At 72.3% G+C, this 16,672-nt stretch carries 24 protein-coding genes; 10 read left to right on the top strand and 14 right to left on the bottom strand.

All coding sequences use genetic code 11. The features are described 5' to 3' along the window. Positions 1-107: 107 nt before the first annotated feature. Positions 108-659: a hypothetical protein gene (locus tag H9L09_RS08460; protein ID WP_187580186.1), complete on the bottom strand. Its 552-nt coding sequence runs from the start codon at positions 657-659 to the stop codon at positions 108-110. A gap of 57 nt (positions 660-716) precedes the next feature. Between H9L09_RS08460 and H9L09_RS08455 the strand changes: the two genes are divergently transcribed. The 6 genes from H9L09_RS08455 to H9L09_RS08430 all read left to right on the top strand — a co-directional run bounded on the left by H9L09_RS08455 (position 717) and on the right by H9L09_RS08430 (position 5,674). After that, positions 717-1,967 (top strand): acyl-CoA dehydrogenase family protein, encoded by a 1,251-nt coding sequence (locus tag H9L09_RS08455; RefSeq protein WP_187580185.1) that lies wholly within the window; start codon positions 717-719, stop codon positions 1,965-1,967. Continuing rightward, entirely contained in the window at positions 1,967-3,106 is a 1,140-nt protein-coding gene (locus H9L09_RS08450; protein ID WP_187580184.1) for a phosphotransferase family protein, read from the top strand. Before H9L09_RS08455 ends, H9L09_RS08450 begins: the two co-directional genes overlap by 1 nt. Further along, a complete protein-coding gene (locus H9L09_RS08445) occupies positions 3,103-3,780 on the top strand; it encodes a histidine phosphatase family protein (protein ID WP_187580183.1) in 678 nt (225 codons plus the stop codon). The genes H9L09_RS08450 and H9L09_RS08445 overlap by 4 nt, the downstream gene beginning before the upstream one ends. A gap of 8 nt (positions 3,781-3,788) precedes the next feature. After that, on the top strand, positions 3,789-4,538 hold the full coding sequence (locus H9L09_RS08440; RefSeq protein ID WP_223164265.1) for an SDR family oxidoreductase: 750 nt from the start codon (positions 3,789-3,791) through the stop codon (positions 4,536-4,538). A gap of 8 nt (positions 4,539-4,546) precedes the next feature. Beyond that, positions 4,547-4,927 carry a VOC family protein gene (locus H9L09_RS08435; protein ID WP_187580182.1) on the top strand — a complete coding sequence of 127 codons (381 nt, stop codon included), beginning with the start codon at positions 4,547-4,549 and terminating at the stop codon, positions 4,925-4,927. Positions 4,928-5,065: 138 nt separating this feature from the next. Further along, positions 5,066-5,674, top strand: a complete 609-nt coding sequence (locus H9L09_RS08430; RefSeq protein WP_187580181.1) for a dihydrofolate reductase family protein — start codon at positions 5,066-5,068, stop codon at positions 5,672-5,674. 15 nt (positions 5,675-5,689) lie between these two features. Here the strand turns inward: H9L09_RS08430 and H9L09_RS08425 are convergent, their stop codons facing one another. From H9L09_RS08425 to H9L09_RS08415, 3 genes are all read right to left on the bottom strand, one after another. Then, on the bottom strand, positions 5,690-6,313 hold the full coding sequence (locus H9L09_RS08425) for a hypothetical protein (protein ID WP_187580180.1): 624 nt from the start codon (positions 6,311-6,313) through the stop codon (positions 5,690-5,692). A gap of 4 nt (positions 6,314-6,317) precedes the next feature. Then, entirely contained in the window at positions 6,318-6,785 is a 468-nt protein-coding gene (locus H9L09_RS08420) for a hypothetical protein (protein ID WP_223164264.1), read from the bottom strand. Positions 6,786-6,913: 128 nt separating this feature from the next. Then, complete coding sequence (locus H9L09_RS08415) at positions 6,914-7,135, bottom strand: putative signal transducing protein (RefSeq protein WP_187580179.1); 222 nt, start codon at positions 7,133-7,135, stop codon at positions 6,914-6,916. A gap of 133 nt (positions 7,136-7,268) precedes the next feature. Here H9L09_RS08415 and H9L09_RS08410 point away from each other — a divergent pair, with 133 nt between their 5' ends. Beyond that, positions 7,269-7,940: a TetR/AcrR family transcriptional regulator gene (locus H9L09_RS08410; protein ID WP_187580178.1), complete on the top strand. Its 672-nt coding sequence runs from the start codon at positions 7,269-7,271 to the stop codon at positions 7,938-7,940. Positions 7,941-8,082: 142 nt separating this feature from the next. Here H9L09_RS08410 and H9L09_RS08405 read toward each other — a convergent pair whose 3' ends face one another. After that, entirely contained in the window at positions 8,083-8,832 is a 750-nt protein-coding gene (locus H9L09_RS08405; protein WP_223164263.1) for a dienelactone hydrolase family protein, read from the bottom strand. Between the two features lie 59 nt (positions 8,833-8,891). Next, a complete protein-coding gene (locus H9L09_RS08400) occupies positions 8,892-9,332 on the bottom strand; it encodes an SRPBCC family protein (protein ID WP_187580177.1) in 441 nt (146 codons plus the stop codon). A gap of 153 nt (positions 9,333-9,485) precedes the next feature. Here H9L09_RS08400 and H9L09_RS08395 point away from each other — a divergent pair, with 153 nt between their 5' ends. Both H9L09_RS08395 and H9L09_RS08390 read left to right on the top strand, forming a co-directional pair. After that, positions 9,486-10,151 (top strand): class I SAM-dependent methyltransferase, encoded by a 666-nt coding sequence (locus H9L09_RS08395; RefSeq protein WP_223164262.1) that lies wholly within the window; start codon positions 9,486-9,488, stop codon positions 10,149-10,151. Between the two features lie 85 nt (positions 10,152-10,236). After that, positions 10,237-10,575, top strand: a complete 339-nt coding sequence (locus tag H9L09_RS08390; RefSeq protein ID WP_187580176.1) for a hypothetical protein — start codon at positions 10,237-10,239, stop codon at positions 10,573-10,575. A 68-nt stretch (positions 10,576-10,643) separates the two neighbouring features. Here the strand turns inward: H9L09_RS08390 and H9L09_RS08385 are convergent, their stop codons facing one another. Genes H9L09_RS08385 through H9L09_RS08375 form a run of 3 tightly spaced genes read right to left on the bottom strand, consistent with a single transcriptional unit; the run spans position 10,644 to position 11,997 of the window. Further along, on the bottom strand, positions 10,644-11,012 hold the full coding sequence (locus H9L09_RS08385) for a hypothetical protein (RefSeq protein WP_187580175.1): 369 nt from the start codon (positions 11,010-11,012) through the stop codon (positions 10,644-10,646). 49 nt (positions 11,013-11,061) lie between these two features. Continuing rightward, a complete protein-coding gene (locus H9L09_RS08380; RefSeq protein ID WP_223164261.1) occupies positions 11,062-11,601 on the bottom strand; it encodes a DUF6448 family protein in 540 nt (179 codons plus the stop codon). A 51-nt stretch (positions 11,602-11,652) separates the two neighbouring features. Further along, entirely contained in the window at positions 11,653-11,997 is a 345-nt protein-coding gene (locus tag H9L09_RS08375) for a nuclear transport factor 2 family protein (protein ID WP_187580174.1), read from the bottom strand. Between the two features lie 222 nt (positions 11,998-12,219). Between H9L09_RS08375 and H9L09_RS08370 the strand changes: the two genes are divergently transcribed. Further along, entirely contained in the window at positions 12,220-12,858 is a 639-nt protein-coding gene (locus H9L09_RS08370) for an NAD(P)-dependent oxidoreductase (RefSeq protein WP_187580173.1), read from the top strand. 27 nt (positions 12,859-12,885) lie between these two features. Here the strand turns inward: H9L09_RS08370 and H9L09_RS08365 are convergent, their stop codons facing one another. From H9L09_RS08365 to H9L09_RS08345, 5 genes are all read right to left on the bottom strand, one after another. Next, the gene (locus tag H9L09_RS08365) at positions 12,886-13,845 is read right to left on the bottom strand and encodes an NYN domain-containing protein (protein WP_223164259.1); all 960 of its coding nucleotides are present in this window, start codon (positions 13,843-13,845) and stop codon (positions 12,886-12,888) included. Beyond that, positions 13,842-15,116 (bottom strand): RNA polymerase sigma factor, encoded by a 1,275-nt coding sequence (locus H9L09_RS08360; RefSeq protein ID WP_187580172.1) that lies wholly within the window; start codon positions 15,114-15,116, stop codon positions 13,842-13,844. The genes H9L09_RS08365 and H9L09_RS08360 overlap by 4 nt, the downstream gene beginning before the upstream one ends. Continuing rightward, positions 15,113-15,487: a YciI family protein gene (locus H9L09_RS08355; RefSeq protein WP_223164258.1), complete on the bottom strand. Its 375-nt coding sequence runs from the start codon at positions 15,485-15,487 to the stop codon at positions 15,113-15,115. Before H9L09_RS08355 ends, H9L09_RS08360 begins: the two co-directional genes overlap by 4 nt. 10 nt (positions 15,488-15,497) lie before the next feature. After that, positions 15,498-15,848 (bottom strand): YciI family protein, encoded by a 351-nt coding sequence (locus H9L09_RS08350; protein WP_187580171.1) that lies wholly within the window; start codon positions 15,846-15,848, stop codon positions 15,498-15,500. A 158-nt stretch (positions 15,849-16,006) separates the two neighbouring features. Beyond that, positions 16,007-16,504 (bottom strand): DUF2087 domain-containing protein, encoded by a 498-nt coding sequence (locus H9L09_RS08345; protein ID WP_187580170.1) that lies wholly within the window; start codon positions 16,502-16,504, stop codon positions 16,007-16,009. Between the last annotated feature and the right edge of the window lie 168 nt (positions 16,505-16,672).

Below are 16,672 nucleotides of genomic sequence, written 5' to 3'. Positions count from 1 at the left end.
ACGACGTCGCGGAACGAGCACCTTGACCGGGTTGGACGAGGGAAATTATCACGCGAGCAGCCGCCCCGCGCCAGAGCGGGACGGGCCGGTGGATCAGCGGGCGGGGGTCACTGCGCGGCGGTCGCGCACTTCATCATCGGCGCGGTGACGACCTCGTTGGCCTTCTCCTGCTCGCCGCTGAACATCAGCGTGAACATCTCGCGCAGCTTGTCCTCGGTGACCGCGTCCTCGAGGCAGGCCTGGGTCTTCTTGTCCAGGGTGCCGCCGGCGGCCAGCGCGTCGGACATCATCTTCGAGACGTCGGTGCAGTCGAAGAGCGTGTCCGAGGCCGACTTGGCGTCCTCGGGGGACATCTTCACGTCCCCCATGCTCTCGGCGGTCTTGAGGTCCTTGGTCAGGAAGCCGTACTTCTGCAGCTTCTCGGTGCCGATGTCGTCGACGAAGCCGTTGCCGATGCAGTCGGCCTCGCCGCGGTCCATGGAGAACAGGTCCTTGCCCTGGCTCTCCTCCTGGCTCTTCATGATCGAGTCCGCGATGGCCTTGGAGGCCTTGGTGTCGTCAGCGCTCCGGGCGTCCTTGGCGTCGCTCGAGCTCCCGCCGCCGCAGGCGGCGAGCGACAGCAGGAGAGCGGTGGCGGCAGCGGCTCCGAGAGATCTCATCGGGCGAGCATAGACGGGCCTGGTGGCCGGTTCCGCACCAGGATCTAGGGTCGGAGCATGGACTTCTCACCGTCGCCGCGCGCGGCCGAGCTGAGCAGGCGGGTGCGCGCCTTCGTCGAGACCGAGATCGAGCCCGTGGAGCCCGGCTACCAGCAGGAGATCACCCGGCTGCGTGAGTCCGGCGGCGACGCCTGGACCCCGCTGCCCCTCGTGGCGGAGCTCCAGGCGAAGGCGCGGGCGCAGGGGCTGTGGAACCTGTTCCTGCCGGCCGGCCACGAGGCCGGCTACGCCGAGCGCTTCGGCACCGACGGCGGCGTCGGGCTGTCGAACCTCGACTACGCGGCGGTCGCGGAGCAGACCGGCCGGTCCTTCCTGGCGCCGCTGGTGCTCAACTGCAACGCCCCCGACACCGGGAACATGGAGGTGCTGCTGAAGTACGGCACCGACGAGCAGCGCGCCACCTGGCTGGAGCCGCTCCTCGACGGCCGGATCCGCAGCGCCTTCTGCATGACCGAGCCGGACGTCGCCTCCTCCGACGCCACCACGATGGAGGCCACCGCGGTCGTCGAGGGCGACGAGGTGGTGATCAACGGCCGCAAGTGGTGGTCCACCGGCGCCGGCAGCCCCGACTGCAAGATCTTCGTGTTCATGGGGCTCACCGACCCCGAGGCCGACCGGCACTCCCGGCACACGATGGTGCTGGTGCCCCGCGACACCCCCGGGGTCCGGATCGAGCGGAAGCTCACCGCGATGGGGATGTACGACGAGCCGCTCGGCCACGCCGACATCTCCTTCACCGACGTGCGCGTGCCCGCCTCGAACATCCTGCTCGGCCCGGACCGGGCCTTCGAGATCGCCCAGGGCCGGCTGGGTCCCGGCCGGGTGCACCACTGCATGCGGCTGATCGGGCTGGCGGAGCGGGCCCTGGAGCTGGCCTGCCGCCGCGCGATCTCCCGGGTCGCCTTCGGCCGGCCGCTGGCCAAGCTGGGCGGCAACGCCGAGCGGATCGCCGACGCCCGCATCGCGATCGACCAGGCGCGGCTGCTGGTCCTGCACGCCGCCTGGATGCTCGACACCGAGGGACCGCGCGGATCGCTGGCCGCGGTCAGCCAGATCAAGGTCGCGGTGCCCACCATGGCCCAGCAGGTCATCGACATGGCGATCCAGATGCACGGCGGCGCCGGGGTGTCCGAGGACTTCCCGCTGGCGGCCGCCTGGACCTCGGCGCGCACGCTCCGGCTGGCCGACGGACCCGACGAGGTGCACCGCGGCGTCATCGCCAAGCTCGAGCTGAAGAAGTACCTCTGATGGGCGCCCCCGTCGACGCCGGCAACCCCCCGGGTCCGGTCCGCGCGGAGGACGCCTTCGACGTGCGTCGCGTCGCCGCCTGGCTGACCGGGCACGCCGGCGTCGAGGCCGGCCGTCCCGACGTCCGGCAGTACCCGGGCGGAGCCTCCAACCTCACCTTCCTGCTGCGCTACCCCGACCGCGACCTGATCCTGCGGCGGCCGCCGCGCGGCGCCAAGGCCAAGAGCGCCCACGACATGCGGCGCGAATTCACCATCCAGCAGCGCCTGGCGCCGGTCTTCCCCTACGTCGCCCCGATGGTGGCGTTCTGCGACGACGAGAGCGTCATCGGCTCGGAGTTCTACGTCATGGAGCGGCTCGACGGCGTGATCCTGCGCGGCGACCTGCCCGCCGGGCTGTCGCTGGACGCGGACGGCGCCGCCGACCTGTGCGGCCGCTTCCTCGACGTCCTCGTCGAGCTCCATGGGGTCGACGTGACGGCCGCCGGGCTGCAGGACCTCGGCAAGGGCACCGGGTACGTCGCCCGGCAGGTGGCCGGCTGGTCCGACCGCTACCGGCGGGCCCGCACCGACAACGTCGGCGACTTCGAGACCGTCATGGCCTGGCTCGCCGAGCGGCAGCCCGACGACGTCGCGACCTGCGTGATCCACAACGACTACCGGCTCGACAACGTCGTGCTCGACCCCGGGTCCCTGCAGGTCCGCGGTGTGCTCGACTGGGAGATGGCCACCCTCGGCGATCCGCTGATGGACCTCGGTGGCGCGCTCGCCTACTGGATCGAGGAGGGCGACGACCCGGTGTTCCGGCAGCTGCGGCGGCAGCCCTCCGACCTGCCCGGGATGCTGACCCGGTGGGAGATGGTGCAGGCCTACACCGCCCGCACCGGTCTCTCGGTGACCCGCGAGCAGTGGCTGTTCTACGAGGTGTTCGGGCTGTTCCGGCTCGCGGTGATCGCCCAGCAGATCTACTACCGCTACCACCACGGGCAGACCACCAACGAGGCCTACGCCGCGTTCCTGCCGATGGTGCAGTACCTCGAGCAGCGGTGCGCCCGGCTCATCGCCGCGCCCGGTGCCGGCGCTGTGCCGGACGCGCCCGGTGCCGGCGCAGTGCCGGACGCGCCCGGTGCCGGCGCATGAGCCAAGTGCTGCTGGTCCGCCACGGACAGGCCTCGTGGGGAGCCGCCGACTACGACGTGCTGTCCGGTACCGGCGAGCAGCAGTCGCGGGTGCTCGGCGCGGCGCTGGCGGCGCGGGGGGTCCGGCCCTCGCTGGTCGTGCGCGGCGCGATGCGCCGGCACCGGCAGACCGCCGACGCCGCCGTACGAGCCGCCGGCTGGGACGTCGGGACGCTCGAGGACACCGGCTGGAACGAGTTCGACCACGTGCAGATGCTCTCCCTGCACCCGGCCGGCCCCGGCGACACCACCGGTGAGGGGCTGGACCGCGAGGCGTTCCAGCGCTGGTTCGAGGCGGCGACCGCGCGGTGGACCGGCGGCGACTTCGCCGAGGAGTACGACGAGAGCTTCGCCGCGTTCGGCATGCGGGTCGAGGCGGCGCTGCGCCGTACCGTCGAGCAGCTCGACCGGATCGACAGCGGCGGCACCGCGGTCGTCTTCACCTCCGGCGGCCCCGCCGCCTGGGTCGCGACCTCCCTGCTCGGTGGCGACGCGTCGGTGTGGATGCGGCTCAACCCGGTCACCGTCAACGCCTCGGTCACCAAGCTCGTCGTGGGCCGTCGCGGCACCACGCTGGTCTCCTTCAACGACCACAGCCACCTCGAGGTCGAGACCGACCTCCTCACCTACCGCTAGGAGCCCTGGTGGGCAAGACGATCCTGATCACCGGCGCGAGCTCGGGGCTCGGCGCGGAGATGGCGCGGCAGTTCGCCGCGCTCGGCCACGACCTGGCGCTGTGCGCCCGCCGGACCGACCGGCTGGAGGCGCTGCGGGCCGAGATCGCGGCCGCGCACCCCGGGCGGCGGGTGGAGGTGCGGGCACTCGACGTCGACGACCACGACGCGGTCTTCGAGGTGTTCCGGGCGTTCCGAGCAGACCTCGGGGGCATCGACCGGGTGGTGGTGAACGCCGGCATCAGCAAGGGCGTCCGGCTGGGCACCGGCGGCTTCGACGTCAACCGGCGGACCGCGAGGACCGACTTCGTCGGCGCGCTGGCGCAGACCGAGGCGGCGCTGGAGATCTTCCGCGATCAGCGCACCGGGCACCTGGTGATGATCTCGTCGATGGCGGCGATGCGCGGCATGCCCGGAAGCGCGACGACGTACGCCGCCTCGAAGGCCGGCGTCGCCCATCTGGCCGAAGGGGTCCGCGCCGACGTGCACGGCAGCGGCATCAAGGTGTCGGTGATCTACCCCGGTTACATCCGCTCGGAGATGAACGAACGGGTCAAGAACGCCCCGTTCATCGTGTCCACCCAGAAGGGGGTCGCGGCGATCGTCGAGGCCGTCGAGAAGGAGCGGCCGCGGGCCCGGGTGCCGGCCTGGCCGTGGGTCCCGGTCGGCTTCGCGCTGCGCCACCTGCCGCTTCCGCTGGCCCGACGGCTGATGGGATAGTGCCCCGCATGAACGGTCGCGTGGTGCACTTCGAGATCCCCTTCGACGACGGCGACCGGGCCCGCTCGTTCTACGCCGAGGCGTTCGGGTGGGAGCTCAGCGCCGCGCCCGAGGTCGACTACACGATCGCGAGCACCGGGCCGTCCGGGTCCTCCGCCGGGCCGCCGACCGAGCCCGGCTACATCAACGGTGGGTTGAGCAGCCGCGGCCCCGGGCTGACCGGACCCACCGTGGTCATCGACGTCGAGGACATCGACGCCACGCTGGCGGTGGTGGAGCGGCTCGGCGGCAGCACCGTCCTCGGCCGGACCCCGGTCGGCGCGATGGGCTTCTCGGCGTACTTCACCGACTCCGAGGGCAACGTCATCGGCCTCTGGCAGTCCGTCTGACCCCCGCCCGGAACGCACTCCGCCCCGCACCGATGACTCCGCCGGTCCCGGTCGGTCGGTCCTCTCGACAGGACGCCCCGGCACCGCCGGGAGCACGCGACACGCGCGATCGCTGCGGCGGTCGTGGAGGAGGCAGTCATGGGCAGCAAGGTCGTCGCCGGCATCACCACCTCGGTGGACGGCTACTACGCAGGACCGGACGACGGCCCCGGGCGCGGGCTCGGCATCGGGGGCGAGCGGCTGCACTACTGGGTCTTCGGCGGTCCCTGGACCTATGAAGGTCAGCGCGACGCCGGCGACGCCACCGGCGAGGACCGGGAGTTCCTCGAGCACTGGGTCGACGCCAACGGCGCGGTGATCTGCGGGCGCGGCACCTACGACGCGGCCGGTGCCTGGGGCGGCCGCAACCCGTGGCCCGTGCCGCTGTTCGTGCTCACCCACCGGGTCGAGGAGCAGCCCGCCGCGGACACCGGCTTCGTCTTCGTCGCCGACCTGGGCACCGCCGTACGCCGTGCTCGGGAGGCCGCCGGCGACAAGGGGGTCTTCATCATGGGAGGGGGCGGCGTGATCACCGAGGCGCTCGCGGCCGGCCTCCTCGACGAGCTGGTCGTCTCGGTGTCCCCGGTGATCCTGGGGCGCGGCAAGCGGCTCTTCGACGGGTTCGATCGCGACGTCGACCTGCGGAAGCTGCAGGTGTGGAGCTCGCCGCTGGCCACGCACGTCCGGTACGCCGTCCGGGGCGGCTGAGCGACGGCACGTCGCTCACCGGACGTATCGCGACGCGCCCAGCACGTAGACCGCGCTGACGGCCAGGCCGGCCGGCACCGCGCGTCGCCAGGGCACGTCGAGGGCCGTGTGCAGGCCGATCGCGAACAGCGTCGTCTCCCAGAGCTGCACCGGGACGTTGACGAAGCCGAGCTCCGGCAGGTCGAACCGGTCCGCCGCGATCAGTGCACCATCGGCCAGCCAGAGCGGTGGCATCGGGATCAGCATCCCCAAGCCGATCACGTCGAGGACCCGGCTGATGTCGGCGCGCTCCCCGCTCAGCCGGAGCACGGCGTAGCCGGCGCCGCCCATCAGCAGCCACTCCGCCCACCCGAACAGCGGGAGGAGGAACAGCTGGGCGCGGTAGTGGTGCTCCGGATGGATCGGCAGCCTCGAGGGTGTGAAGGGACGCCGGTCGAGCAACGCCAGGGGCAGGGTCTGAGCGAGGTCCTGGATCGCGAACCGGATCGTCACCGCCTTCAGCCCGAGCCGGGGTGGACCGTTCGACGGCAACGACCCCATGACGGTGACCGGGTGCAGGGCTGCGCGTCGCCACCAGCGGACCGGACCGGTCAGGCCGGGGCGGAGCCGGGCGATGCGGACCTGCGGCGCGGCGCCCATGCGATCAGGACTTCGGGGTGGTGGCGAGCAGCCGGCGTACGGCGGCCCGGCACGCCAGCAGCGCGACCAGGAGCAGGGCTACGGACGGGAAGCTCCCCAGGCTGACCGCGTCGCCGAAGGCGAGGTCGACCAGCTGGAGCACCACCAGCTTGCTCCCGGCCGCGACCACCCACAGCGTCAGCGCGGCGGCGAGCTTGGCGCGCGGCGTGGTCGCCGCCCGGAGCCTGTCGATGACCCGGGTCTTGAGGACGAAGGCCGCCTCCAGGGCCACCTTGAGCAGGAGCGCGGTCAGCAGCGAGAGGGTGAAGGTCTCGCTGAGCACCGACGGGACGTACTCGATGAACAGGTTGAGGACGACCACGTAGACGAAGAGGTCGACGATGTCGGCCGCTTCCACGCGCAGCCACCGCCGGTGGCCACCTCCCGGGGGAGGCGCGTCCGCGGCGGCCGTCGGACCGGGCTCGTGCGTCACACCACGATCTTGGCCCAGCGAGGCCGGGCCGGCGCTCTCTCTGCGGACAGCGGGCCTTTGGTCCCCCTCCGGCCCGCGAGGTCCGCAGCGCGGACCGGGGGTCGCGGTGAGGGAGCCCTGGCACCCCGTCAGACCCTTAGCCAGTTGCCGAGGTCGGCGTCCGTCAGCAGCTCCCGTGCCTCCGCCTCCTGCTCGTCGGGCACCAGGATTCGGATCGGGATCGCGCTGATGGATCCCTCGATGACGCTCATGTTGCGATCGGTGACCTGGTACGCGATGCCGGCGCCGCCCAGCAGGCCCTCGATCACCGAGATCAAGCCGGGGTCGTTGGTCCGGACCAGCTCGGCCATCTGGGGCACCTCCCGTGCACGGTTGCGTACGACGATCATGGCAGGAACTCGGGGCCCAGGGGCAGCAGTGGTCATTGCCGCCGTCCATCGTGGGACGGTCGTGCCGTGATGTGACCGGCATACCATGAAGGCCATGTCGACGCCGTACGCCGCCTTCGGGCGGACGGACCAGAAGGGCCGGACCCGGGCGGCGCTGGTGCGGGCCGCCCGTGACCTGGTGGCCCGGGGGGTCAGCCCCACCGTGGAGCAGGCCGCGGCCGCCGCTGCCGTCTCCCGGACCACCGCCTACCGGTACTTCCCCAGCCAGCGGGCGCTCCTCGCCGCCGCGCACCCGGAGACGGACACGGCCTCGATGCTCGGCGAGGCCCCTCCGGAGGACCCGGCCGCCCGGCTGGATCGGGTGGTGGCGGCGGTCACCGACATGATCGTCGAGACCGAGCCCCAGCAACGCACGATGCTGCGTCTGTCCCTGGACGCGGAGCCGGACACGGGTGTCGGCGCGCTGCCCCTGCGGCAGGGGCGTGCGACCGCCTGGATCACCGAGGCGCTCGAGGAACTGCGGGTGCAGCTCGGGGACGCCGAGCTGGACCGGCTCGTCCTCGCCATCCGCAGCGCCATCGGCATCGAGGCCCTCGTCTGGCTCACCGACGTCGGCGGGCTCTCGCGCACCGAGGCGGTCGAGCTGATGCGCTGGTCCGCGCGCAGCCTGCTCCAGGCGGCGCTCACCACCGGGCCGCCGAGCGCCACGGCGGCCCCGGCGGCGTCGGCGGTGGAGACGGCGGGGCCGGAGGAGTCGGCGGAGTAGCGCGCACCGGCCCTCGCTCGGACAGGCACTTGCGCCGGCCGGCCCGGCTCTCGGAGCGTGCGCACGGCCGGTCCGGGCCTCGAGTGCATGTCCGAGTGCATGTCCGGGCGGCCCCGAGTGCCGCGGTGCCGCCGGCCCGACCTCAGTCAGGAGGCTGGGGCTCTTCGTCGCGCAGGTGCCGGTTCAGGAACGCGACGATCCGCTGCCGGGCGTCGCGGGTGGCCTCCTCGTCGTGCACCGTGCCCGAGACCCGGGCCAGGAACCGCAGCACCAGAGTCTGGTCCTCGCGAGCGTGGTCGTTCATGAACCCGTGGCCGGCTCCCGGGTAGACCTTGACGTCGTGCGGGACCTCGAACCGGGTGAGCAGCTCGTCCAGGCGTCGGCCGGCCCGGGCGCCCAGCGGGGAGCGGTCCGCGCCGCCGAAGCTCCCCACGATCGGGCAGGCCTGCGACAGCCACTGCTCGGCATCCGAAGGGCAGCCGCCGTAGTTGACTCCGGCGGCGTCGAACCCGTGATCGGCGGCCAGTGCCAACGCGTAGCCCCCGCCCATGCAGAACCCGACCACCCCGATCCGCCCGGTGCACCCGGCCTGGTCGCGAAGCCACCGACGCGCCGCCTCGATGTCGTCGAAGGACCTGCCCCGGCGTTGGCCCAGGTCCCGCATGATGGTGCGCAGGCAGCCGAAGCGGCTCCCCCAGTAGTACAGGTCGGGAGCGACGGCGAGGAAGCCCTCGCCCGCCAGCCAGTCGGCCTGGTGGCGAAGGTCCTGACTCATCCCGGTGAAGTCGTGGATCACGACCACGCCGGGCCAGGGTGGCGACCCTGCCGGGACCGAGCGGTAGGCCGGCATGGTCCCTCGACCGGTCTGGATCTCCAGGTTCCCCGTCTCCATGGGTCATTCTCGGCCGGTCCACTGGTGCTTGACCAGCCACGGCTCCAGCGGGGCGCGGCTCAGCGGCGACCCGACTCCAGGTAGGACTTCAGCCCCACCCAGTTGCGCCGCTCCCAACGCGGACCGACGAGCGCCAGAACGGGGGAGAGCAGCCGCATCCACCCCAGCAGCGCCATGTCCCAGTTCCAGGTGAAGCGGGTGGCGCCGTCGAGGTCCTGGAAGGTCAGCACCCCGTCCACCCGCATGTACGGCGAGCGGATCATGTTGTGCAGGCGATGAGGCCGCTCGTACTCGACGATCTCCAGGTGCATCTCGCCCCGGTCGCCCATCCCCTTCGGCTCGACGACGAAGCGGGAGCCGCGCCCGACCGGTCCGTCGCCCACCTTCTCGGCGCGGGCTATCCGCGGGTTGTACGCCGGCTCGGTCCGCTCGTCGGCGACCAGGTCGAAGACCTCCTCGACCGGTGCCTCGATGATGACCTCTCCCCTGATGCGAGCCATCGTGACCTCCCCTCCGGGGCCTCGCGGGCCTCTCCATCCGAGAGTCGCACGCCCCGGACCGGCGCCGCACGGCTTCGGCCCGCTTCCCCCTCGGCCGCCCCGAAGCCTGCGCGCGGGCCCGGGGCAGCCGCGCGGTCGTGCGAGCATGCGGTCGTGACGTCGACCCCCGATGAGCTCGGACCCGCCGGCGTGCGCCACGCCTACGACACGGTCGCGGAGGACTACGCGAGGCATCTTCCCGACACCCGACCCGAGGCTGGGATCGACCTCGCGATGGTCGACGCGTTCGCGGAGGCGGTGAGGTCGGACGCGGGCGACGCGCGCGTGCTCGACGCCGGGTGCGGCGCGGGTCGGATGAGCCGGTACCTCGCCGGGCGAGGGTGTCCGGTCCGAGGCGTCGACCTCTCGCCGGGCATGATCGCCATGGCGCGACGCGACCACCCCGACCTGTCGTTCGCCGTGGGCTCGCTGGCCGAGCTGCCGTACGCCGACGGCCAGTTCGCCGGCGTGATGCTGTGGTACTCGATCATCCACACGCCACCGGCCGGCCAGGCCCGGATCTTCGCGGAGGCCGCCCGGGTCCTGCGGCCGGCGGGTCACCTGCTCGTCGGCTTCCAGGCCGGTCAGGGCGCCCGGGACGTCTCGGCGGCGTACAGCCGGTTCGGTCATGAGGTCCGGCTCTGGCGTCACCTGTTCACGCCCGACCAGGTGGCCTCGCGGTTGCAGGCTGCGGGCCTGGGAGAGGTCTGCCGTCTGGTGCGGCGGCCGAGGGGCAACGAGCGGGACGACCAGGCCGTCCTGCTGGCCCGGGCCGGCTGAGTCGGCTCGGACGCCGGCTGCTCGCCCTGAGGGGAGCCGATCGGCCGGGCGTAGGCTCCACCTGCCGACCACTGGAGGGTGCGACATGACGGCGAGCCGATCCGCTCGTGAGAAGAAGGCCGCCGCCGAGGCGGGTCCGCTGGCCCGGGTGAAGATCGACCTGGATGCGGACCACCAGTTCGTCTACAAGATCGGCTGCGCCCAGTGCGTCGTCCGGGGGCACCGCAAGTGGTCGGCCTACCGCCCCGGCGCCGACAACGGCTACATGGCGGCGATGGACCGGTGGATCTTCCACCTCACCGAGAAGCACCCCGGCGCCGACGCGCCGTGCCTGGCGTTCCTGCCGGAGGCGCAGCAACGCCTGCACGAGCGCCGCGAGCAGGCGGCCGCTTCGTCGGCCACCTCCCCTGAGCGCAACGGCTGAAGAACCACCCGGCCATGCGGCAGACCCTCGCGCCGGCCCGCGCCAAGGTGCGGCTCCCCCGAGTCTCGTCAGGACGTCTGGGCGAGGAGCCAGGAGGGGCCGACGGACGAGCCGCCCGCCGCCTCGACCCGCTCCCGCAGCTGCCGGTCGGCGGTAACCACGACCACGGTGTCCCCGTCCGCATTCCGCGTCCGCACCTGCTCCACGATCGCGTCGTCGCCCGAGCCGGACGCGTGGACGGTGTGGACAGCGCCGTCCTCGCCCACCTGCTGCCCTCGCTTCGCGTCCCCCTCGAGGACCAGGACGACCTGGTCGTAGCCCAGGTCGACCGCGCCGATCGACTCGTGGAGCCGCTTCGCGGCACCCGGGCGGTCCCGCCACCAGCCGTTCGGCCGGCTGCCGACCACGTTCGCGCCGTCGACAATCAGCACGCGCATGCCGCGATCCTAGGCGGCAGTGGAGGGACGGCGATGGAGGAGCGAGGCCTTACCCGTGGCTGTGGCCGTTGCCGGCGTCGCCATGTGCGGCGGCCTGCAGGGCCTCGAGCAGGTGGTGGCTGTAGAGCTCGAAGCCCAGCATCGCCTCGACGTACTCCCGAGCCTCGGACACCGACTGATCCTTGAGGGCGGCCAACGCGTTCACCTTCTCCAGGCGCTGCTCGAGCTCGTCCTGGAGCAGTCCGGTCAGGTACCCCGCCACCGCATCGGGAGAGCCTGTCTCGATCGCCCGCTCGGCGAGGGGGATGACCGGGCCGACGTCCTGGCCGGCCGGCGTCAGACCGGTGTAGGGAGCGCCCTCCCCGGCGCGGTGGACGCGGACCACGGTCTCGAAGAACAGCTGCTCGGCAACCTCGCGGGCGGCATCACCCAGCCGAAGCACCGGTTGCACCCGGTCGAAGACCGCCCGGACCTCGGCTTCGCCGTCCTCAGGAACGAACGGAAGGACCAGGTCGACGTCGTCGGCCTCGAGTGCCTGGCGTGCGGCCGTGACGACGGGGCCGTCCAATGAATCGCAGTGCGGGGGCATGCCATCGCCTCCTCGTCGTTCCTCGGGCCGCGTCGAGGAGACGGCTCCGGATCAGGCGTCCTGCACGTGGTAGACGACGGTCTGCACCCGGATCATGCCGTCGCTGAAGATGAAGGTGTCGATACCGTCCTCGACCTTGCGGCCGCCTCCGGTCGCCTTCCACTCCAGGTACAGCACGTCGTCGGCGAAGGCTGTCTGCAGCTCCCACTCTGCTTGGGGAATGTCGCCGAGCAGCTGGGTGAAGACCTCGCGGGCGCCGTCCTTGCCGCGGTACACCTTCTTCTGGACGATGAGGATCGCGTCATCGGCGTAGTCGGCCACGATGTCCTCGAGGTCTTCGGCTCCTAGCGCCTGGCCGTGGTGGGCGAAGATTTCTTCGGGCGTCCGTGCTGGCATTGACCCTCCCCGTCGGTTCGCGGGTCCGCGGTGGCGGACCTCCTCAGTGTCCCGAGACGCCCGCCCCCCTGTCCATGCCACAGATCGCATGGGTCGGTCGAAACCCACGCGGACCCGGTGCGGTCGTCGTCGAGGAGAAGCTCGGGAACCGGGATTAACCGTCGTCCTTCGCGTGTTCATCGGGCAATCAGGTCGATCGACTCATCGTGAGGGAGCACCCCTATGGGCACCATCGTCGTCATCGGAGGCACCGGTTACACCGGCAGCAACGTCGTCCGCGAAGCCGCGTCCCGCGGTCACCAGGTCATCTCGGTGAGCCGGTCGCAGCCGAAGGAGCCCGTCGAGGGCGTGCGCTACGAGACCGGCCCCGTCGAGGACGTCGCGCCGAAGGTCGTCCCGGATGCCGACGCCGTGGTGGCCGCTCTCTCGCCTCGCGGCGACATGGAGGGGCGCCTGGTCGAGGTGTACGGCCTGCTGGCCCGGCTCTCCGCGGAGGCCGGCGCCCGCTACCTGCAGGTCGGTGGGTTCAGCTCGCTGCGTCCGGCGCCGGGGGCGCCCCGCTTCGCCGAGGGGGAGATCGGCGAGCAGTACCGCGCGGAGGCGCTGGAGGGTGAGGCCACCCGCGTCATGCTGGTCGACGCCGCACCGGCGGACCTGGACTGGGTGTTCGTCAGCCCCGCGGGCGCGTACGGCGCGTGGGCGGCCGGCGAGCGCACCGGCACCTACCGCGTCGGCGACGAGGTCGCCTTGTTCGACGACGAGGGCGGCTCGAACATCTCAGGGGCCGACTTCGCCCTCGCGATCGTCGACGAGATCGACACCCCGCGTCACCACCGCGAGCACATCGGCGTCGCGTACTGACGGTCCGTAGGTGCCCGAGGCGACCGCTCAGCGCCCTTGGGCGGTTCCCTTCTTGGTGGTGCGTTTCCGAGCCGGCTCGCCCTTGGGCTTCTCGCGCACCCGGACCCCCTGCCCGGCTGCTCGTTCCACCTCGAAGAGCTCGATGGCCGTGACCAGGTCGACGAGCTTGGCGTAGCCCCAGTTGCGCGAGTCGAAGTCCGGCGCCTGCTTGGCGACGTACGACCCCACGCCCCCCAGGTTGGCCCAGCCGTCGTCGTCCGAGGCGGCGTCGATCCCCTCCCGTAACAGCTTGACCAGCTTCGCGTCGCCGCGGAGCTCGTTCGTGCTCTTGCGGGTCGGGGCGGTGGGGTTCGACTCCTCCTCGCTGGGCTCCTTGGGCTTGTCGGCGCGGCGCAGCACGTCGAGGTAGACGAACTTGTCGCACGCGGCCACGAGCGAGTGCGGGGTCTTCGGCTCGCCGAACCCGTAGACGATCTTCCCCGACTCCCGCAGCCGGGAGGCCAGCTTGGTGAAGTCGCTGTCGGAGGAGACCAGGCAGAACCCATCCAGGTCACCGGTGTAGAGCAGGTCCATCGCGTCGATGATTAACGCGCTGTCGGTGGCGTTCTTGCCGGTGGTGTAGGCGAACTGCTGGATCGGCTGGATGGCGTGGGCGTTGATCACCTCCTTCCAGCCCTTGAGGTTCGGGGTGGTCCAGTCGCCGTACGCCCGCTTGACCGTCGCGCTGCCGTACTTCGCGATCTCGGCGAGCAGCGCCTCGATGATCGCGGGAGTGGTGTTGTCGCCGTCGATGAGGACGGCGAGCCTGCTGGAGTCCTGGGCGGAGGGCATGTTCGGAGCGTAGTGCGGGACCCCGGTGTGCCACGTTCCGCCGTACGGGCGGCTGCCGCCGACCGCGCGGTCCCATCCGCTCCGGCCGCCCAGGATCGCGCCCGTCGTCTCGACGTACTCCTCGATCAAGCCGGGCCGAAGCGAGAACCCGGTCATCCGGTCGATCGGTCGCCGCCGGCGTCGGGGAGGGCCTGCTGCCGCTCGACCAGGTGCGCCCGTTCGGTGTCGTTGTGGCACGCCGCGATCGCCTCCGCGTAGGCGGTGCGGGCCGCGACGGTGTCGCCGCTGCGGGCGAGCAGCTCGGCGCGGACGGCGGCGACGCGGTGGCTGCCGACGGCCTCGATCCCGTCGAGGGCGGCCAGACCCGGCCCCGGGCCGGAGGCCTCGGCGACCGCGACCGCTCGGGCGAGTCGGGCGCTCGGGGAGGGGACCAGCTGGAGCAGCAGGTCGTAGAGGTCGACGATCCGGTCCCAGCGGGTGTCCTTCGCCGAGGCGGCGGTGGCGTGCTCGGCGGCGATCCTGGCCTGGACGACGTAGGACGCCGCCAGCGGGCTGACCGGCCCGGTCAGGACCGGCCCGGCCAGCAGCCCCAGCGCCTCGTCGATCTCGTCGCGCCGCCAGCGGCGCCGGTCCTGGTCGGCGAGCAGCACCAGCCGGCCGTCCGCGTCGACCCGCGCGTCGCGCCGTGAGTGCTGCAGCAGCATCAGCGCCAGCAGGGCCACCGGAGCCGGCTCGTCCGGGCACAGGTCCACCACCACCCGGGCCAGCCGGATCGCCTCGCCGGCGAGGTCCGCTCGCAGCAGGTCAGGGCCGCTGCCCGGGGCGTAACCCGCGGTGAAGGCCAGGTAGGCGGTCTGGGCGACCGTGTCCAGCCGTTCCGGGAGCACCTCGGCGGCCGGGACCGCGAACGGGATGCCGGCAGCGACGATCTTCTTCTTCGCGCGGGTAATCCTCGCGGCCGCGGTCGGCTCGCTCACCAGGAACAGGCGGGCGATGTCGTGGGTGCTCACCCCCAGCACCAGACGCAGCGCCAGGGCACTGGCCGCCTCCGGAGCCAGGGCGGGGTGGGTGCACATCAGGACGAGGCGCAGCCGGTCGTCCTCCACCAGGCCGCCGGGGTCGGCCATCGCCGCCTGCCGCTCCTGGCTGCGCTCGGCGTCGGTGACGAGCAGGGGCGCCTTGCGGTGGGCCATCGACTCCGCCCGCACCCGGTCGATCACGCGCCTGCGTGCAGTGGTGAGCAGCCACGCGGACGGGTTGTCCGGAGTCCCGTCGGCGGTCCATCGCCGCGCCGCGGCCTCCACGGCGTCGCCGAGCGCGTCCTCGACGAGGTCCAGCCGGCGGTACCGGGCGAGCAGCAGCGACGTCAGCCGTCCCCACTCCTCGCGCACGACCGTCTCCAGGACGGTTCCGGCCGGCCCGGTCACCCGCGCTCGTAGCCCTCGACCGTCACGGCCGGCCGGATCTCGACGGCGTACGACGACGGCAGCAGCCGGCCGGCCGCGATCGCGGAGTCGAGGTCCGGCAGCTCGACGTCGTAGTAGCCCCCGACCTGCTCCACCGACTCGACGAACGGACCGTCCGTGACGCTCGCGACTCCGTCGACGTGCCGGATGGTGGTCGCCGTGTCGGCTCCCGCCAGCGGCGCTGAGCTGATCCGGCGGCCGTGCGCGTCGACGTACTCCTCGAAGGCGTGGTGCGCCGCGAAGTACTCCTGACGGAGCGCCTCCGACGCCGACTCCCACTGCCCGGGCTCGTAGGCGACCAGGACGACGTAGCGTCGCATGGACTCGGTCACGTCCGGCCCCTCACTCGGCCAGGCGGCGGAGCTCGATGTGCTCCCCGCGCGCGGCGAAGCGCTCGCAGGCGGCCCGGAGGTCGGTCTCGTCCTCGCTCTCGACGAGGTAGAAGCCGACGATCTGCTCGGCGGACTCGGTGAACGGCCCGTCGGTGACCAGCGCCGCGCCGTTCCTGTCCGGACGCATGGACGTCGCCTGTGCCGACGGCTCCAGCGGGCTGACCGTGATCAGCGTGTGACCGCCCGCCCTGAGATCCTCCTGGAACCGGACGTGCGACTTCATGCCCTTCTCGTGCTCGGACTCGGGCAGCTGCGCCCACTCCGCCTCGGGTGCGGGCAGCAGCACTAGGTATCGACTCATCGTGGTGTTCCTCCTGGGATGGGTGGGGCCGCGTGTGCGACTCCACCACGATGACGAACCGAAGGAGCGCAATTCGACAGCACCACCGGGGTTCTTTTCTAGTGGGCCACACCTCGGGCCTGCCGGGACGGCAGGTCGGCACGTCGAGCGGCTACGCCTCAGCCGTGGCCGGCCAGGAACCCGGGCAGCCAGACAGCCTCCCAGTCGGGGATCTCCTGGCGCTCGATCGGCGCCCGCGCGGGAGCCTGCGAGACGACGCGGTAGCGCCCCTCGGCGCGCTCGAGGTAGTGGTAGTTCACCAGCTCGCGGCGCAGGTAGGCGAAGTCCGGGTGCACGCCGAGGAGCACCTCGTTCACCTCCGGCTCGGGGTAGACCCGGCCCGGCTCGAAGCGGGTGAGCACCTCGAGCAGCGCTCCTGCCCTGGTCTTGCGCTTGGCCGGGATCTGCGCCAGCCGGCCGTCGTCGAACAGCCGGTCGACCAGTCGTTGCTGCTCGCGGCGCGCCGCGTCGTACGCCGACCCGTCCACCGGCAAGGGGAGCGTCGCCACCCGCGGCGGAGGCTGCTGCTCGAGCGCCGCTCGGGCGGCCGCGTAGCTCTCACCGGTCTGGGCCATCCGCGCACGGACGACCCGCTTGAAGTCACGGTCCCTGGTCACTGTCTTCACCTCGCCTGCGTGCGCGTCCCCAGTCCGCCGCCGCAGTGCGTGTGGAGCGACGAGTGCCAACTGACCGCCCGAGGATCTGCTCCCCTTCGCCACTTCGCTCGGACTGGGGCCGACGCGTGGGCTGGGCGCTGGACGGCGCCGCTGCCGGGGATCCTCGCA

It is taken from the genome of Nocardioides mesophilus, assembly GCF_014395785.1.
Classification (GTDB): domain Bacteria; phylum Actinomycetota; class Actinomycetes; order Propionibacteriales; family Nocardioidaceae; genus Nocardioides_B; species Nocardioides_B mesophilus.
This window is presented reverse-complemented; position numbering and strand designations above follow the sequence as displayed.

What these genes read in the sequence shown, in the direction of transcription:
- H9L09_RS08460 (WP_187580186.1), bottom strand. Translation starts at nt 659, where the DNA reads ATGAGATCTCTCGGAGCCGCTGCCGCCACCGCTCTCCTGCTGTCGCTC.
- H9L09_RS08455 (WP_187580185.1), top strand. Translation starts at nt 717, where the DNA reads ATGGACTTCTCACCGTCGCCGCGCGCGGCCGAGCTGAGCAGGCGGGTG.
- H9L09_RS08450 (WP_187580184.1), top strand. Translation starts at nt 1,967, where the DNA reads ATGGGCGCCCCCGTCGACGCCGGCAACCCCCCGGGTCCGGTCCGCGCG.
- H9L09_RS08445 (WP_187580183.1), top strand. Translation starts at nt 3,103, where the DNA reads ATGAGCCAAGTGCTGCTGGTCCGCCACGGACAGGCCTCGTGGGGAGCC.
- H9L09_RS08435 (WP_187580182.1), top strand. Translation starts at nt 4,547, where the DNA reads ATGAACGGTCGCGTGGTGCACTTCGAGATCCCCTTCGACGACGGCGAC.
- H9L09_RS08430 (WP_187580181.1), top strand. Translation starts at nt 5,066, where the DNA reads ATGGGCAGCAAGGTCGTCGCCGGCATCACCACCTCGGTGGACGGCTAC.
- H9L09_RS08425 (WP_187580180.1), bottom strand. Translation starts at nt 6,313, where the DNA reads ATGGGCGCCGCGCCGCAGGTCCGCATCGCCCGGCTCCGCCCCGGCCTG.
- H9L09_RS08415 (WP_187580179.1), bottom strand. Translation starts at nt 7,135, where the DNA reads ATGGCCGAGCTGGTCCGGACCAACGACCCCGGCTTGATCTCGGTGATC.
- H9L09_RS08410 (WP_187580178.1), top strand. Translation starts at nt 7,269, where the DNA reads ATGTCGACGCCGTACGCCGCCTTCGGGCGGACGGACCAGAAGGGCCGG.
- H9L09_RS08405 (WP_223164263.1), bottom strand. Translation starts at nt 8,832, where the DNA reads ATGGAGACGGGGAACCTGGAGATCCAGACCGGTCGAGGGACCATGCCG.
- H9L09_RS08400 (WP_187580177.1), bottom strand. Translation starts at nt 9,332, where the DNA reads ATGGCTCGCATCAGGGGAGAGGTCATCATCGAGGCACCGGTCGAGGAG.
- H9L09_RS08390 (WP_187580176.1), top strand. Translation starts at nt 10,237, where the DNA reads ATGACGGCGAGCCGATCCGCTCGTGAGAAGAAGGCCGCCGCCGAGGCG.
- H9L09_RS08385 (WP_187580175.1), bottom strand. Translation starts at nt 11,012, where the DNA reads ATGCGCGTGCTGATTGTCGACGGCGCGAACGTGGTCGGCAGCCGGCCG.
- H9L09_RS08380 (WP_223164261.1), bottom strand. Translation starts at nt 11,601, where the DNA reads ATGCCCCCGCACTGCGATTCATTGGACGGCCCCGTCGTCACGGCCGCA.
- H9L09_RS08375 (WP_187580174.1), bottom strand. Translation starts at nt 11,997, where the DNA reads ATGCCAGCACGGACGCCCGAAGAAATCTTCGCCCACCACGGCCAGGCG.
- H9L09_RS08370 (WP_187580173.1), top strand. Translation starts at nt 12,220, where the DNA reads ATGGGCACCATCGTCGTCATCGGAGGCACCGGTTACACCGGCAGCAAC.
- H9L09_RS08365 (WP_223164259.1), bottom strand. Translation starts at nt 13,845, where the DNA reads ATGACCGGGTTCTCGCTTCGGCCCGGCTTGATCGAGGAGTACGTCGAG.
- H9L09_RS08350 (WP_187580171.1), bottom strand. Translation starts at nt 15,848, where the DNA reads ATGAGTCGATACCTAGTGCTGCTGCCCGCACCCGAGGCGGAGTGGGCG.